The organism is Streptacidiphilus carbonis (genome assembly GCF_000787775.1).
Lineage (GTDB): Bacteria > Actinomycetota > Actinomycetes > Streptomycetales > Streptomycetaceae > Streptacidiphilus > Streptacidiphilus carbonis.
This window is the reverse complement of sequence record NZ_BBPM01000007.1, coordinates 75,563-90,096: the sequence shown is the minus strand read 5'-3', so window position 1 is coordinate 90,096 and position 14,534 is coordinate 75,563. Positions and strand designations below refer to the sequence as shown.

The following is a 14,534-nucleotide window of genomic DNA, read 5'->3' as shown; positions in this document are numbered from 1 at the left end:
GCGTCCTTTGGTTCAGGCGTTACGGCAGACAGGCTCCGGTAAGGGTAAGCATGCCTAATAGTGATCGAGGAACAGTACCCCGTCCTCGCCTATGACCACATAAGCCGAACTTATGCCTTCTCAAAGTTAGGGCTCAAGGTTCGGGACGCAGCGCCGGCCGCATCCGCTCCCAGGCCTCCGCGTCGTCCAGGGCCACCATGACCAGCTGGTAGCAGGCGCGGTGGCAGAGCTCCACCAGCTCGGCCCGCTCCATCCGCTCCGCCGCGGGCTGGTCCAGCCAGACCAGCACGACCTCCTCCATGAAGGCCTGCCACCCCTGCACCGCCATCGCCACGGAGGGGTTCGGCGGCATCCCGGCGCCCATCAGCCCGGCCGTGATCCACTCGGTGAACGTGGTCCGCATGGCCCGGTGCAGCGCCTTCATCTCCGCGTTGTCCCCGGTGGTGGTCAGCCGGACCACGGCCAGATAGACGGCGGGGTGCCGGGAGACCTGTTCCACGAAGGTGTCGATCCCGGAGCGCAGCTGCTCGGAGGGGGTGAGTGCGGGGTCGGGCCGGACGTGCTCCAGCAGTTCGTCGGCCACCGTCCGCAGCACCGCCTGGCGCAGCTTGCGCTGCGAGCCGAAGTAGTGGAACAGCAGTCCGGGCGAGACTCCCACCTCCTCGGCCACCGCCTCCACCGAGAGGGCGTCGATGCTGCGACTCTCCAGCAGCCCCCGCGCGGCGGCGAGGATCTGCGTCTTGCGGTCGGCGGGGGACAGCCGGGAGCCGGCGGAACGAACCATGTGCACAGTCTATTGACTTGTCCTCAATAGACCCTACTGTTGAGTAAGCATCAATAAGGGCATCAACCAGAATCACCGATGAGGATTCGGTCAGGGAGGACCCATGCCCCACACTCCGGCCCCCCGCACTCCGGACAGGGACGACGAACACCACGGCCTCGTCCTGCAGCCCAGGAACGTCCGGTTCGACTGGAACGCCCTGCCGATGCACTGGATCCCCGGCGAGCCGATGGCCACCCACGTCATCAACGTGCTGCACCTGCTGCTCCCCGAGGGCGAACGCTGGTTCGTCCGGACCTTCAAGGAGGCGCTCCCGCTGATCCGCGACGAGCGGCTGCGCGAGGAGGTGCTGGGCTTCATCGGCCAGGAGGCCGTCCACGCCGAGGCGCACCAGGGCGTGCTGGACCACCTGCTGGCCAAGGGCCTGGACCCGCGCCCCTACACCCGGCAGGCCGAGTACCTGTTCCAGCGGGTGCTGGGCGAGCACCCCGAACTCACCGGCACCGCCGCTCGGGAGAACGTGGTCGAGCGGGTCGCCGTGATCGCCGCCATCGAGCACTTCACCGCCTTCCTGGGCGACTGGGTGCTGAACGCGGACGGCCTGGACCGGGCCGGCGTCGACCCGACCATGCTGGACCTGATCCGCTGGCACGGCGCCGAGGAGGTCGAGCACCGCAGTGTCGCCTTCGACCTGCTGCGGCACCTCGACCCGGGGTACGGCCGCCGGATCAGGGCCATGGCGATCACCGGCCCCGTGCTGGTGCACCTGTGGGTCCGCGGCACCCGCTTCCTGCTGGCCAACGACCCGACGCTGGCGCCCGGCCAGGCCCGCCCCAGCTGGCGCGCCTACACCGCGGCGTCCCGGCGCGGGCTGCTGCCCCGGCTGGGCAGGGCCGGCCGCTCCGCCGCGCGCTACCTCGGCCGGCACTACCACCCGACCCAGGAGGGCTCCACCCGGCAGGCCGTCGCCTACCTCGGCAGCTCCCCGGCCGCCCGCGCCGCCGCGCACTGACGTCCCGTCGGGCCCCCAGCCCCCTCCCGTGAGGACAACCCCACCCGGATGAGCCCCGAACCGACCCCGCTGCCGCCCCCGCCCGACCTGTACGGGCGCGGACACGACGACCGCTTCATGCGCCTCCTGGACCGGGTCACCCGCTTCTACCTGCCCATCAGCACCCGCAAGGACCGCTACGGCCACCGCACCGTCGCGCCCACCCCGGCGCTGCTCCCGGTCGTGGTGGCCGCCCGCACCGTCGAGGCCGAGGGTGTGGTCTCGCTCGAACTGCGCTCCCCCGTCGGCACTCCCCTGCCCGCCTGGCAGCCCGGCGCGCACCTGGACGTCGACCTCCCGTCCGGGCTGCGCCGCCAGTACTCGCTGTGCGGCGACCCGGCCGACCGCAACGGCTACCGGATCGCGGTGCGCCGGATCGACACCGGCGGCGGCGGTTCCCTGGAGGTGCACCAGGACCTGTCGGTGGGAACCGGACTGACGGTCAGTCATCCCCGCAACGCCTTCCCCTTCGCCGCCGACCCGGCGGTGCTGCTGATCGCCGGCGGCATCGGGATCACCCCGCTGCTGCCGATGGCCCGCGAGGCGGCCCGGCGCGGGCTGGACTGGCGGCTGGTGCACACCGGCCGCTCCGACGCCACCATGCCCTTCGCCGCCGAACTCGCCGCCCTGGACCCGGACGCCGCCCGGGTGGTGCGCCGCCCCGACGACGAGCACGGCGGCCCGGCCGACGCCGCCGAACTGCTGGGCCACGCCCCCACCCCCGGCGCGGCCGTCTACATGTGCGGACCGGCGCCGATGCTCGACGCCGTGCGGGCCGGCCTCGACGGCTCCCCCGGCCGGGGCCTGCACTTCGAGCGCTTCACCGCGGCCCCGATCACCGGCGGACGGCCGTTCACCCTGCGGCTGCGCCGCAGCGGGACGACCCTCGCCGTCCCCGCCGACCGCTCCGCCCTGGACGTGCTGCGCGACCAGGACCCGGCCACCCCGTACTCCTGCCGCCAGGGCTTCTGCGGCGTCTGCCGCCGCACGGTCACCGCCGGTACGGTCGAGCACCGCGACCGCCGGCTCAGCGACCAGGAGCGGGCCGAGGGCCAGATGCTCGTCTGCGTGTCCCGAGCCCCCGAGGGCGAATGCCTCGAACTGGACGGATGAGACCCCATGACCACAGCCCCGACCACCGCCGAGAGCACCGCGCCGAAGAGCACTCCGCCGAAGAGCCCGCCCGCCTTCCCCTACACCCCCGAGGACCTGGACCGCTTCCGCGAGCTCCAGCAACTCGCCTACCGCTGCGCCGAGTCCGTCGCCGAATGGCTGGCCCCCGGGGTCACCGAGCGGGAGGCCGCCAACCGGCTGCGCCAGGAACTGGTCCGGGCCGGGGTCCAGGACTTCTTCCACATCCCCTTCGCCTGGTTCGGCGACCGCACCGCCTTCCGGCACTTCCGCACCCCGCTGCAGTTCTTCGCCGGCGGACGGAAGCTGGAGGAAGGCATGTGCTTCGTGCTGGACTGCGCGCCGGTCGTGGACGGCTACACCGCCGACATCGGCTACGCCGGCAAGGTCGGCGACAACCCGATCTGGGACATGATCGCCCAGGACCTGCGCGAGTACCGGGAGTTGATCCTCCGCGAGGTGAAGGCCAGGCGTCCGCTGAACGAGGTGTACGGCGCCGTTGACGCGCTGATCGCCAAGCACGGCTACGACAACCGGCACCGGGTCTACCCGGGCCGGGTGATCGGCCACCAGGTGACGAAGACGGTCCAGCGCGGCCCGGCCGGGGTCAACCTGTTCGGCTTCGGCGTGCGCACCCTGCAGACCCTGGGCCGCGAGCTGGTCAGCGAGCGGATCCAGGGCCGCAGCCCGCTCTGGGCCGACGGCCGCTCCTCGCAGCACCCGCCGACCCCGGGCCTGTGGGCGGTCGAGCCGCATCTCGGCTTCCGGGACGTGGGGCTGAAGTTCGAGGAACTGCTGGTCGTCACCGAGGACGACGCCTACTGGCTGGACGACGACCTGCCGCATGTACGGCGCTGGGAGCAGAAGTGACGAGCCGTCAGCAGCACCTCACGGTGGCCGGCCCTTCCGGCCTGCCGCTGTCCGTCCACATCGAGGGCGATCCGGACGGCCCCACGGTGGTCCTGGTGCACGGCTACCCGGACACCCACCGGGTCTGGGACGACGTCGCCGCCGAGCTGGCGGCGGACCACCGGGTGGTGCTCTACGACGTGCGCGGCGCCGGTGACTCGGGACGGCCGGCGCGGGTCCGCGACTACCGGCTGGAGCACCTGGCCGACGATCTGACGGCGGTCGCGGACGCGGTCAGCCCGGACCGGCCGGTGCATGTGGTGGCGCACGACTGGGGCTCCATCCAGTCCTGGGAGGCGGTCACCCGCCCCGGCGCGGAGCAGCGGATCGCCTCCTACACCTCCATCTCCGGGCCCTGCCTGGACCATGTCGGCCACTGGGCCCGGCACCGCTTCGCCCGGCCGACGCCCCGTCACCTCGCCCAGCTGGCGGGCCAGGCGGCGCACTCCTGGTACATCGTCGCGTTCCACCTGCCCGGGCTGGCCCCGCTGGCCTGGCAGCACGGGCTGGCCACCCGCTGGGACACGGTGCTGCGGGTCGTCGAGGGCGTCAGCGCGCGCTCCGACCGCCCGGCGCAGCAGCTGGCCGGCGACGCGGTGCGCGGGATCGCCCTCTACCGCGCCAATATGCTCCCGCGGCTGCTCAACCCCGGCCGGCGGCCGACCCGGGTGCCGGTCCAGACGATCACCCTGACCAGGGACAACTATGTGAGCCCGGCGCTGACCGAGGGCCTGGAGCGATGGGCGCCCGAGCTGTGGCGGCGCACCCTGGCCACCGGGCACTGGGGCGCGCTGCTGGAGAAGGGAACCACCGTGGCACGTATGGTCCGCGAATTCGCTCGGCTTCACGACGGGGATGCCTCCGATGCGAGCACAGCCGACGGCGGGGTCCGTGGGGGTTCGGGGGGTCGCTCCCCGAGGGATCGGCTCGCCGCCCACCACGAGGGCGGTACGCCGCTGCCCAGGTCCCCGCGCCGGCTGGTGGTGCTGACCGGCGCCGGCAGCGGCATCGGCCGGGCCACCGCGCTGGCGTTCGCGGACCGGGGCGCCGAGCTGGTGCTGCTGGACCGGGACCTGGAGTCCGCCGAGCGCACCGTCGAGCTGGCCGGGCTGCTGGGCGCCGCCGCCCACGCCTACCAGGTGGACGTCTCCGACGGCCCTGCCATGGACGCGCTGGCCGCCGAGGTCGCGGCCGAGCACGGTGTCCCGGACGTGCTGGTCAACAACGCCGGGGTGGGCCACTCCGGCGGCTTCCTGGAGACCACCGAGGCGGAGTGGAGGCGGGTGCTGGACGTCAACCTCTGGGGCGTGATCCACGGCTGCCGCGCCTTCGGCTCGCTGATGGCGGCGCGCGGCGAGGGCGGCCACATCGTCAACCTGGCCTCGGCCGCGGCCTATCTGCCGTCCCGGATGCTGACCGCCTACGCCACCAGCAAGGCCGGGGTCTCCATGCTCTCCGACTGCCTGCGCGCCGAGCTGGCCGGGCAGGGCATCAAGGTGTCGGCGATCTATCCGGGCATCGTGAACACCAACATCACCCGCAGCACCACCTTCTCCGGGCTGGACGACTCCGAGCAGAGCGCCCAGCGGCGCCGGGTCAGCGGCCTCTACGCGCGCCGCAACTTCCCGCCGGAGAAGGTCGCCGCCGCGATCCTGAAGGCCGTCGCCGACGACCGCCCGTTCGTCCCGGTGACGGTCGAGGCCAAGGCGGGCCGGCTGCTGGGGCGGCTCTCCCCCGGCCTGATCCGGGCCGCCGCCCGGCTGCGGATGGGCTGACGGAGCGGGGGACGAGGGCTAACGTGACGGACATGACCACCCACGACGTCACCAACCAGGCCCCGCCGCTCGCCGGCTACGACGTCTACGCGGCCGACGCCGCGCTGCGCGAGGGCGTGGCCCGGTACGCCGCGCCCGAGCGGCTGCCGGAGATCGACGGCGAGCTCGGGGAGCTGGGGCGGGCGGCGGGGTCGGCCGAGGCGCAGCACTGGGGCGAGCTGGCCAACACGCATGAGCCGGTGCTGCGCACCCACGACCGCTACGGCAACCGGATCGACGAGGTGGAGTTCCACCCGGCCTGGCACTCGCTGATGGAGCGCGCCGTCTCGGCCGGACTGACCGGTGACGCCTGGACCCGTCCGGACGGGCATCTGCGCCGGGCCGCCGGGTTCATGGTCTGGTCGCAGGCCGAGTACGGGCACGGCTGCCCGGTCTCGATGACGCACGCCGCCGTCCCGGCGCTGCGCACCGACCCGGCGCTGGCCGAGCAGTGGGTGCCGCTGCTGACCTCCCGCAGCTACGACTTCGGGCTGCGGGCGCCGCAGCACAAGCGCGGGCTGATCGCCGGCATGGGGATGACCGAGAAGCAGGGCGGCTCGGACGTCCGCGCCAACACCACCCGTGCCGTGCCGCTGGCGGCCGACGGGGAGTACCTGCTGACCGGGCACAAGTGGTTCTGCTCCGCGCCGATGTCGGACGTCTTCCTGGTGCTGGCGCAGGCCCCCGGCGGGCTGACCTGCTTCGTGCTGCCCCGGGTGCTGGCGGACGGCACCCGCAACACCTTCCGGATCCAGCGGCTCAAGGACAAGCTGGGCAACCGCTCCAACGCCTCCTCCGAGGTCGAGTTCGACGGCACCACCTGGGCGCAGCGGCTGGGTCCGGAGGGGCGCGGGGTGGCCACCATCATCGAGATGGTCTCGGCCACCCGGATGGACTGCGTGCTCGGCTCCACCTCGCTGATGCGGCAGGCGCTGGCGCAGGCCGCGCACCACGCCGCGCACCGCAGCGCCTTCGGCGGCCCGCTGATCGACAAGCCGCTGATGCGCAACGTCCTGGCCGACCTGGCGCTGGAGTCCGAGGCGGCCACCGCGACCGCGCTACGGCTGGCCTCGGCCTTCGACAGGAACACCCCGCAGGAGCGCGAGTTCCGCCGACTGGCGGTCGCGGTGTCCAAATACTGGATCACCAAGCGCTGCCCGGTGGTCGCCGCGGAGGCGCTGGAGTGCCTGGGCGGCAACGGCTACGTCGAGGAGTCGGGGATGCCCCGGCTGTTCCGCGAGTCGCCGCTGAACTCGGTCTGGGAGGGCTCGGGCAATGTCAACGCCCTGGACGTGCTGCGGGTGCTGACCCGGGAGCAGCAGGCGGTGGACGCCTTCCTGGCCGAGCTGCGGCTCGCCGAGGGCGCCGACCGGCACTTCGACGCCGCCGTGAAGGAACTGCTGGACGAGCTCGCCGACCCGGCCGGGCTGGAGGCCAGGGCGCGCCGGGTGGTGGAGCGGCTGGCGCTGCTGCTGCAGGCCTCGCTGCTGCTCAGGCACGCCCCGGCGGCAGTCGCCGACGCCTTCTGCCGCTCCCGCCTGGGCGGGGACCGGGGTTCGACCTTCGGTACGCTGCCGGTCGGCGCCGATCTGGCGGCCATCGTGGACCGGACCCGGCCGAGCCTGCGCTGATCCCACCACCTGAGACACAAATGTTCATATTCTGGACGGTGGTGGACGCCAGAAAGATCGGCGTGCGACGCTTCTGCCATGTCTGGTGCCGGAACTGCCTTGGTCGGTCGACTTCACGTCGACCTCGGCCGCATGTCCAGCGCCATCTGTCCGGTGACCTGAGCCCCTACTGCCGCTCTCAACCCGCCGCCTGTCGGCCCGGTCAGGCCACCGCTCGCACGACCGCACAAGCCGAGCACGACTGTGCAGGTCAATGCCGCTGTGCAGACCGGGAGCCGGTACCGAACCCCAGGCCCCGCCACTCTGCCGAAGGACTGCACCATGGCTTCGACCCCCAGCCACGACGACGCCGCCGAGCGCCGCCCGGCGGCCAACCGCAAGGTGACCCGCCACCGCGGTGAGGGTCAGTGGGGCATGGGTCACTTCACTCCGCTGAACGGCAATGAGCAGTTCAAGAAGGACGACGACGGTCTCAATGTGCGGACACGCATTGAGACGATCTACGCCCACCGCGGCTTCGACAGCATCGACCCGGCCGACCTGCGCGGCCGGATGCGGTGGTGGGGCCTCTACACCCAGCGCCGGGCCGGCATCGACGGCGGCAAGACCGCCATCCTGGAACCGCACGAGCTGGACGACGAGTACTTCATGATGCGGGTCCGCATCGACGGCGGCCGGCTGACCACCGCCCAGCTGCGCGCCATCGGCGAGGTCTCCGAGACCTACGCCCGCGGCACCGCCGACATCACCGACCGGCAGAACATCCAGCTGCACTGGATCCGGATCGAGGACGTCCCGGCGATCTGGCAGAAGCTGGAGGCCGTCGGCCTGTCCACCACCGAGGCCTGCGGCGACTGCCCGCGCGTGATCATCGGTTCGCCGGTGGCCGGCATCGCCGCGGACGAGATCATCGACGGCAGCTGGGCGGTGGACGAGATCCACCAGCGCTACATCGGTGACAAGGAGTTCTCCAACCTGCCGCGCAAGTTCAAGACCGCGATCTCCGGATCGCCGGTCCAGGACGTGGTGCACGAGATCAACGACGTCGCCTTCGTCGGCGTGGTCCACCCGGAGCACGGCCCCGGCTTCGACCTCTGGGTCGGCGGCGGCCTGTCCACCAACCCCCGGCTGGCCGAGCGCCTGGGCGCCTGGGTCCCGCTGGAGCAGGTCCCCGACGTCTGGGCCGGCGTGGTCGGCATCTTCCGCGACTACGGCTACCGCCGGCTGCGCACCCGCGCCCGGCTGAAGTTCCTGATGGCCGACTGGGGACCGGAAAAGTTCCGGCAGGTGCTGGAGGACGAGTACCTCAAGCGCCCGCTGCTGGACGGCCCGGCGCCGGCCGAGCCCAGCACCCGCTGGCGCGACCACGTGGGCGTGCACCCGCAGCAGGACGGCAACTTCTATGTCGGCTTCGCCCCCAAGGTCGGCCGCATCGACGGCGCGACCCTGGCGAAGATCGCCGATGTCGCCGCCGCACACGGTTCGGACCGGCTGAGCACCACGGTCGAGCAGAAGATGATCATCCTGGACGTCGCACCGGACCAGGTCGACTCGCTGGTGGCGGCGCTGGACGCGCTGGACTTCCAGGTCCGCCCGTCCTCGTTCCGGCGCGGCACCATCGCCTGCACCGGCATCGAGTTCTGCAAGCTGGCCATCGTCGAGACCAAGGGCCGCGGCCACGACCTCATCGCCGACCTGGAGAAGCGCCTCCCCGACTTCGACCAGCCGATCAGCATCAACATCAACGGCTGCCCGAACGCCTGCGCCCGGATCCAGACCGGCGACTTCGGCCTCAAGGGCCAGCTGATGCTGAACGCCGACGGCGAGCAGGTCGAGGGGTTCCAGGTGCACCTCGGCGGCAGCCTCGGCTTCCAGGCCGGCTTCGGGCGCAAGCTGCGCGGCCTCAAGGTCACCGCGGACGAACTCCCCGACTACATCGAGCGCGTCCTGCGCCGCTTCGAGGCAGAGCGCACCGAGGACGAGCGCTTCGCCGAATGGGCGCTCCGTGCCGACGAAGGGGCCCTCAAGTGACCGAGCGAGCCGCACCGTTCTACTGCCCGTACTGCGGGGACGAGGACCTGCGCCCCAGTGAGGAAGGGGGGCACGGGGGTTGGGAATGCGCGAGTTGTCGTCGGGCGTTCTCCCTGAAGTTCCTAGGCCTGCTTTCTTCGCATTCATCCACATCTGGGGGACCGTCAGATGGCAACAAGGACTGACATACCGACCAGAACTCCCGAGGAGCTCCGGGACCTCGCCGAACAGGCGAACCGGGAGCTGGAGAACGCCTCCGCGCAGGAGATCATGCGCTGGGCCGCCGAGACCTTCGGCAAGCGCTTCGCCGTCACCTCCTCGATGGAGGACGCGGTCGTCGCGCACCTGGCGTCCACCGCGCTCCCCGGCGTGGATGTGATCTTCCTGGACACCGGCTACCACTTCGCCGAGACCCTGGGCACCCGCGACGCCGTCGCGGAGGTCTACCCGGTCAACGTGATCACCCTGACGCCCCGCCAGACCGTGGCCGAACAGGACGCCGAGTACGGGCCGCGGCTGCACGACCGCGACCCCGACCTCTGCTGCGCCCTGCGCAAGGTCGAGCCGCTCAACCGCAGCCTGGCCGGCTACGACGCCTGGGCGACCGGGCTGCGCCGGGACGAGTCGCCGACCCGGGCGAACACCCCGATCGTCAGCTACGACGCCAAGCGGCAGAAGGTGAAGATCGCCCCGATCGCCCGCTGGACCCAGGCGGACGTGGACGCCTACGTCGCCGAGCACGGGATTCTGCTGAACCTGCTGCTCAGTGACGGCTACGCGTCCATCGGCTGCTCCCCCGAGTCCTGCACCCGGCGGATCCTCGCAGGTGAGGACGCCCGTTCCGGCCGCTGGGCCGGAGCAGGCAAGACCGAGTGCGGCATTCACCTGTAGGTCAGGAAGCTCTCAGACTCATCCAGCACTCTTACCCCATGCGCCCTTGACAGCCCCACCCGACCCACCTTGGAGCAGAGACCGATGACCACCACCGTCGACGCAGCGACCGCCCCGGCGGCCGCCGTGGCCGCAGCCGGCGCCACCGTGTGGCTGACCGGCCTGCCCAGCGCCGGGAAGACCACCATCGCGCTGGCGCTCGCGGAGCGGTTGCGCGCCGAGGGCCACCGGGTGGAGATCCTGGACGGGGACGAGATCCGTACCTTCCTCTCCGCCGGGCTCGGCTTCAGCCCTGCGGACCGGGACACCAACATCCAGCGGATCGGCTTCGTGGCCGAACTGCTGGCCTCCAACGGCGTCAAGGTGCTCGCACCGGTGATCGCCCCCTACGCCGCCTCCCGCGCCGCCGTCGCCGCCCGCCACGCCGGGCAGGGGACGCCGTACCTGGAGGTGCACGTCGCCACACCGGTCGAGGTCTGCTCGGAGCGCGACGTCAAGGGCCTGTACGCCAAGCAGGCGGCGGGCGAGATCTCCGGCCTCACCGGGGTGGACGACCCCTACGAGGCCCCCACCGCACCCGACCTGCGCATCCAGGCGCACACCCAGCCGGTGGCCGACTCGGCCGCCGCCCTGCACGCACTGCTCACCGAGAGGGGACTGGCGTGACCACCGCGACCGACATCCTGACCGCCGAGGCGTACGAGAACCCCTACGCGCTCTCGCACCTGGACGCCCTGGAGGCCGAGGCCGTCCACATCTTCCGTGAGGTGGCCGGCGAGTTCGAGCGCCCGGTGATCCTCTTCTCGGGCGGCAAGGACTCCATCGTCATGCTGCACCTGGCACTCAAGGCCTTCTGGCCGGCCCAGATCCCGTTCTCGCTGCTGCACGTGGACACCGGCCACAACTTCCCCGAGGTGCTGGAGTACCGCGACCGCACCGTGGCCGAGCACGGCCTGCGGCTGCACGTCGCCAAGGTCCAGGACTTCATCGACTCCGGTCGGCTCCGGGAGCGCCCGGACGGGCTGCGCAACCCGCTGCAGACCGTGCCGCTGCTGGACGGCATCGAGTCCAACCGCTTCGACGCGGTCTTCGGCGGCGGCCGCCGGGACGAGGAGAAGGCCCGCGCCAAGGAGCGGGTCTTCTCGCTGCGCGACGAGTTCGGCGCCTGGGACCCGCGCCGCCAGCGCCCCGAGCTGTGGTCGCTCTACAACGGCCGGCACTCCCCCGGCGAGCACGTCCGGGTGTTCCCGCTGTCCAACTGGACCGAGCTGGACGTCTGGCAGTACATCGAGCGCGAGAAGATCGAGCTCCCCGCCATCTACTACGCCCATGAGCGCGACGTCTTCAAGCGCAGCGGGATGTGGCTGACCGCGGGCGAGTGGGGCGGCCCCAAGGAGGGCGAGACGGTCGAGCGGCGCCAGGTGCGCTACCGCACCGTCGGCGACATGTCCTGCACCGGCGCGGTGGACTCCGACGCGACCACCGTCGCCGACGTCGTCACCGAGGTGGCCGCCAGCCGACTGACCGAACGCGGGGCCACCCGGGCCGACGACAAGGTGTCCGAGGCCGCCATGGAAGACCGCAAGCGCGAGGGGTACTTCTAAGCATGAGCACCGAACTGCACCACACCACCCCCGCGTTGGAGACCGGGTCGGCGACCGCGCTGCTGCGCTTCGCCACCGCGGGCTCCGTCGACGACGGCAAGTCGACGCTGGTCGGCCGGCTGCTTCACGACTCCAAGTCGATCCTGACCGACCAGCTGGAGGCGGTCACCACCGCCTCCCAGCAGCGCGGCCAGGAGGCCCCCGACCTGGCGCTGCTCACCGACGGCCTGCGGGCCGAGCGCGAGCAGGGCATCACCATCGACGTGGCCTACCGCTACTTCGCCACCGCCCGCCGCCGCTTCATCCTGGCGGACACCCCCGGCCACGTTCAGTACACCCGCAACATGGTCACCGGCGCCTCCACCGCCGAACTCGCCGTGGTACTGGTCGACGCCCGCAACGGCGTGGTGCAGCAGACCCGCAGGCACGCGGCCGTCGCCGCGCTGCTGCGCGTCCCGCATGTCGTCCTGGCCGTCAACAAGATGGACCTGGTCGACTACGCCGAGCCGGTGTTCGCGGCCATCGCCGAGGAGTTCAACGCCTACGCGGCCTCGCTCGGCGTCCCCGCCGGGCGGTCCGGAGGACTCGCCCCAGAAAACTGGAGTACCGCGATCCCGATCTCGGCGCTGGCCGGGGACAACGTGGTCGAGCCCTCCGCGCACATGGACTGGTACGGCGGCCCCACCCTGCTGGAGCACCTGGAGACGGTGCCGGTCGGCTCCGACCCCTCGGACGAGCCGGCCCGCTTCCCGGTCCAGTTCGTGATCCGCCCGCAGAGCGCCGAGCACCTGGACTACCGCGGCTACGCCGGCCAGCTGGCCTCCGGCGTGCTACGGGCCGGCGACCCGGTGACGGTGCTGCCGTCCGGGCTGACCACCTCCGTGGCCGGGATCGACGTGCTGGGCAAGCAGACCGACATCGCCTGGGCGCCGCAGTCGGTGACGGTGCGTCTGACCGACGACATCGACGTCTCCCGAGGCGACCTGATCGCCGCCGGGGCGGCCCCCGAGTCCACCCAGGACGTACTGGCGACCGTGTCGCACCTGCACGAGCGCCCGCTGCGGGTCGGCGACCGGGTGCTGCTCAAGCACACCACCCGCACGGTCCGGGCGATCGTCAAGGAACTGCCCTACCGGATCGACATCGACACCCTGGACCGGATCCCCCAGCCGGAGAGCCTCCAGGTCAACGACATCGGCCAGGTGGTGCTGCGCACCTCCGAGCCGCTGGCCCTGGACCCCTACGCGGTGAACCGCCACACCGGCTCGTTCCTGCTGATCGACCCGGCCGACGGAACCACCCTGACGGCCGGCATGGCCGGCGAGGCGTTCTAGCAGTTCCGAAGACGACCGACGAAGGGATGCACACGATGGGCGGCGAGGCTTTCTCCCGCATGGCGAAGGAAGGCGGGCGCGTCGGCAGCGGCGCGCTCGGTGCGGGCCAGGGCGGCATCGCCCAGTGTCGCGCCACCGGCTGTTGACGACTCGTCACAACCCGTCCGCTTCCTGCCAACCATCGTTAGGGACCCCCTCCATGTCTGCGCTCTCCCGGATCCGCAACAGACGCTCGTTCATCACGGCCGGCACCGGCCTGGCCCTCGTCGGACTGCTCAGCGCCTGCGGCTACGGGTCCAAGGCGGACACCTCGGCCGCTGCCGCCACCCAGGCCTCCGGCTCGGCGACCGGGGCCAAGCTCTCCGCCGACACCGTCCGGATCGGCTACTTCGCCAACCTGACCCATGCGACGCCGCTGATCGGGATCCAGAACGGCCAGTTCCAGAAGGACCTGGGCGCGACCGACGTCAAGACCCAGATCTTCAACGCCGGACCGTCCGAGATCGAGGCGCTGAACTCCGGCGCCGTCGACATCGCCTGGATCGGCCCCTCCCCGGCCATCAACGGCTATGTGAAGTCCGCCGGCTCCGCCCTGAAGATCATCTCCGGCGCCACCACCGGCGGCGCCGAACTGGTGGTCGACCCGGCGAAGATCAAGAGCGTCGCGGACCTCAAGGGCAAGAAGATCGCCACCCCGCAGCTGGCCAACACCCAGGACGTGGCGCTGCTCAACTTCCTGTCCACCAAGGGCTTCAAGGTCGACGCCAAGTCCGGCAAGGGCGACGTGTCGGTGATCCGCACCGACAACTCGCTCACCCCGACGGCCTACGAGTCCGGCGCCGTCGACGGCGCCTGGGTGCCCGAGCCCACCGCCTCCAAGCTGGTGGCGGAGGGAGCCAAGGTGCTGGTCGACGAGAAGAGCCTGTGGCCGGGCGGCAAGTTCGTGTCCACCAACGTGATCGTCTCGCAGACCTTCCTCAAGGCGCACCCCGACGTCGTCGAGGCCGTACTGAAGGCCTCGGTCGACACCAACGCCTGGATCACGGCCAACCCGGCCGCGGCCAGGACCGACGCCAACGCCGCGCTGAAGACCCTCACCAAGAAGGAGCTGCCCACCTCGGTCCTCGACGCCGCCTGGGCCGAGCTGGCCGTCACCGACGACCCGCTCGCCGCCTCGCTGCAGACCGAGGCCGACCACGCGGTCACGGCCGGCCTGCTGGCCAAGCCCGACCTGTCCGGCATCTACGACCTGACGCTGCTCAACAAGGTCCTGAAGGCAGCGGGTCGGCCGACCGTCTCCGCCGCCGGGCTCGGCACGCAGTGACAAGCTCCGGGGCCCGTCCCGCATCCATGT

General features: G+C 71.7%; 14 protein-coding genes. 13 read left to right on the top strand and 1 reads right to left on the bottom strand.

From position 1 onward, the window contains the following. Positions 1 to 133: 133 nt before the first annotated feature. Positions 134 to 784, bottom strand: a complete 651-nt coding sequence (locus TR46_RS07725) for a TetR/AcrR family transcriptional regulator (RefSeq protein ID WP_042395880.1) — start codon at positions 782 to 784, stop codon at positions 134 to 136. Between the two features lie 103 nt (positions 785 to 887). Here TR46_RS07725 and TR46_RS07720 point away from each other — a divergent pair, with 103 nt between their 5' ends. The 13 genes from TR46_RS07720 (at position 888) to TR46_RS07665 (ending at position 14,504) form a co-directional block, all read left to right on the top strand. Continuing rightward, positions 888 to 1,796, top strand: coding sequence for a metal-dependent hydrolase (locus TR46_RS07720; RefSeq protein ID WP_042395877.1), 909 nt, complete (start codon positions 888 to 890; stop codon positions 1,794 to 1,796). 48 nt (positions 1,797 to 1,844) lie between these two features. Further along, positions 1,845 to 2,948, top strand: coding sequence for a PDR/VanB family oxidoreductase (locus tag TR46_RS07715; protein ID WP_042395875.1), 1,104 nt, complete (start codon positions 1,845 to 1,847; stop codon positions 2,946 to 2,948). 6 nt (positions 2,949 to 2,954) lie between these two features. Continuing rightward, complete coding sequence (locus tag TR46_RS07710) at positions 2,955 to 3,836, top strand: M24 family metallopeptidase (RefSeq protein WP_042395872.1); 882 nt, start codon at positions 2,955 to 2,957, stop codon at positions 3,834 to 3,836. Continuing rightward, positions 3,833 to 5,650, top strand: a complete 1,818-nt coding sequence (locus tag TR46_RS07705; RefSeq protein ID WP_052432610.1) for an SDR family oxidoreductase — start codon at positions 3,833 to 3,835, stop codon at positions 5,648 to 5,650. Before TR46_RS07710 ends, TR46_RS07705 begins: the two co-directional genes overlap by 4 nt. A gap of 32 nt (positions 5,651 to 5,682) precedes the next feature. Next, on the top strand, positions 5,683 to 7,320 hold the full coding sequence (locus tag TR46_RS07700; protein WP_042395869.1) for an acyl-CoA dehydrogenase family protein: 1,638 nt from the start codon (positions 5,683 to 5,685) through the stop codon (positions 7,318 to 7,320). Positions 7,321 to 7,398: 78 nt separating this feature from the next. After that, positions 7,399 to 7,482, top strand: coding sequence for a putative leader peptide (locus TR46_RS45290; RefSeq protein WP_332262522.1), 84 nt, complete (start codon positions 7,399 to 7,401; stop codon positions 7,480 to 7,482). A gap of 159 nt (positions 7,483 to 7,641) precedes the next feature. Then, entirely contained in the window at positions 7,642 to 9,351 is a 1,710-nt protein-coding gene (locus TR46_RS07695) for a nitrite/sulfite reductase (RefSeq protein WP_042395866.1), read from the top strand. After that, the gene (locus TR46_RS44045; RefSeq protein WP_084718074.1) at positions 9,348 to 9,536 is read left to right on the top strand and encodes a hypothetical protein; all 189 of its coding nucleotides are present in this window, start codon (positions 9,348 to 9,350) and stop codon (positions 9,534 to 9,536) included. The genes TR46_RS07695 and TR46_RS44045 overlap by 4 nt, the downstream gene beginning before the upstream one ends. Next, on the top strand, positions 9,520 to 10,242 hold the full coding sequence (locus TR46_RS07690) for a phosphoadenylyl-sulfate reductase (RefSeq protein ID WP_042395865.1): 723 nt from the start codon (positions 9,520 to 9,522) through the stop codon (positions 10,240 to 10,242). The genes TR46_RS44045 and TR46_RS07690 overlap by 17 nt, the downstream gene beginning before the upstream one ends. 84 nt (positions 10,243 to 10,326) lie before the next feature. Then, complete coding sequence (gene cysC, locus TR46_RS07685) at positions 10,327 to 10,908, top strand: adenylyl-sulfate kinase (protein ID WP_042395862.1); 582 nt, start codon at positions 10,327 to 10,329, stop codon at positions 10,906 to 10,908. Next, positions 10,905 to 11,846 carry a sulfate adenylyltransferase subunit CysD gene (gene cysD / locus TR46_RS07680; RefSeq protein WP_042395861.1) on the top strand — a complete coding sequence of 314 codons (942 nt, stop codon included), beginning with the start codon at positions 10,905 to 10,907 and terminating at the stop codon, positions 11,844 to 11,846. Before cysC ends, cysD begins: the two co-directional genes overlap by 4 nt. A gap of 2 nt (positions 11,847 to 11,848) precedes the next feature. Beyond that, a complete protein-coding gene (locus tag TR46_RS07675; RefSeq protein WP_042395859.1) occupies positions 11,849 to 13,180 on the top strand; it encodes a sulfate adenylyltransferase subunit 1 in 1,332 nt (443 codons plus the stop codon). A gap of 199 nt (positions 13,181 to 13,379) precedes the next feature. Continuing rightward, on the top strand, positions 13,380 to 14,504 hold the full coding sequence (locus TR46_RS07665) for an aliphatic sulfonate ABC transporter substrate-binding protein (protein WP_042395853.1): 1,125 nt from the start codon (positions 13,380 to 13,382) through the stop codon (positions 14,502 to 14,504). The last annotated feature ends 30 nt before the right edge of the window (positions 14,505 to 14,534 follow it).

Bases quoted from the DNA above. Each gene is read 5' to 3' on its own strand.
- cysC (WP_042395862.1), top strand. From the start codon at position 10,327: ATGACCACCACCGTCGACGCAGCGACCGCCCCGGCGGCCGCCGTGGCC.
- TR46_RS07715 (WP_042395875.1), top strand. From the start codon at position 1,845: ATGAGCCCCGAACCGACCCCGCTGCCGCCCCCGCCCGACCTGTACGGG.
- TR46_RS07710 (WP_042395872.1), top strand. From the start codon at position 2,955: ATGACCACAGCCCCGACCACCGCCGAGAGCACCGCGCCGAAGAGCACT.
- TR46_RS07700 (WP_042395869.1), top strand. From the start codon at position 5,683: ATGACCACCCACGACGTCACCAACCAGGCCCCGCCGCTCGCCGGCTAC.
- TR46_RS45290 (WP_332262522.1), top strand. From the start codon at position 7,399: ATGTCTGGTGCCGGAACTGCCTTGGTCGGTCGACTTCACGTCGACCTC.
- TR46_RS07725 (WP_042395880.1), bottom strand. From the start codon at position 784: ATGGTTCGTTCCGCCGGCTCCCGGCTGTCCCCCGCCGACCGCAAGACG.
- TR46_RS07675 (WP_042395859.1), top strand. From the start codon at position 11,849: ATGAGCACCGAACTGCACCACACCACCCCCGCGTTGGAGACCGGGTCG.
- TR46_RS07690 (WP_042395865.1), top strand. From the start codon at position 9,520: ATGGCAACAAGGACTGACATACCGACCAGAACTCCCGAGGAGCTCCGG.
- TR46_RS07665 (WP_042395853.1), top strand. From the start codon at position 13,380: ATGTCTGCGCTCTCCCGGATCCGCAACAGACGCTCGTTCATCACGGCC.
- TR46_RS07695 (WP_042395866.1), top strand. From the start codon at position 7,642: ATGGCTTCGACCCCCAGCCACGACGACGCCGCCGAGCGCCGCCCGGCG.
- TR46_RS07720 (WP_042395877.1), top strand. From the start codon at position 888: ATGCCCCACACTCCGGCCCCCCGCACTCCGGACAGGGACGACGAACAC.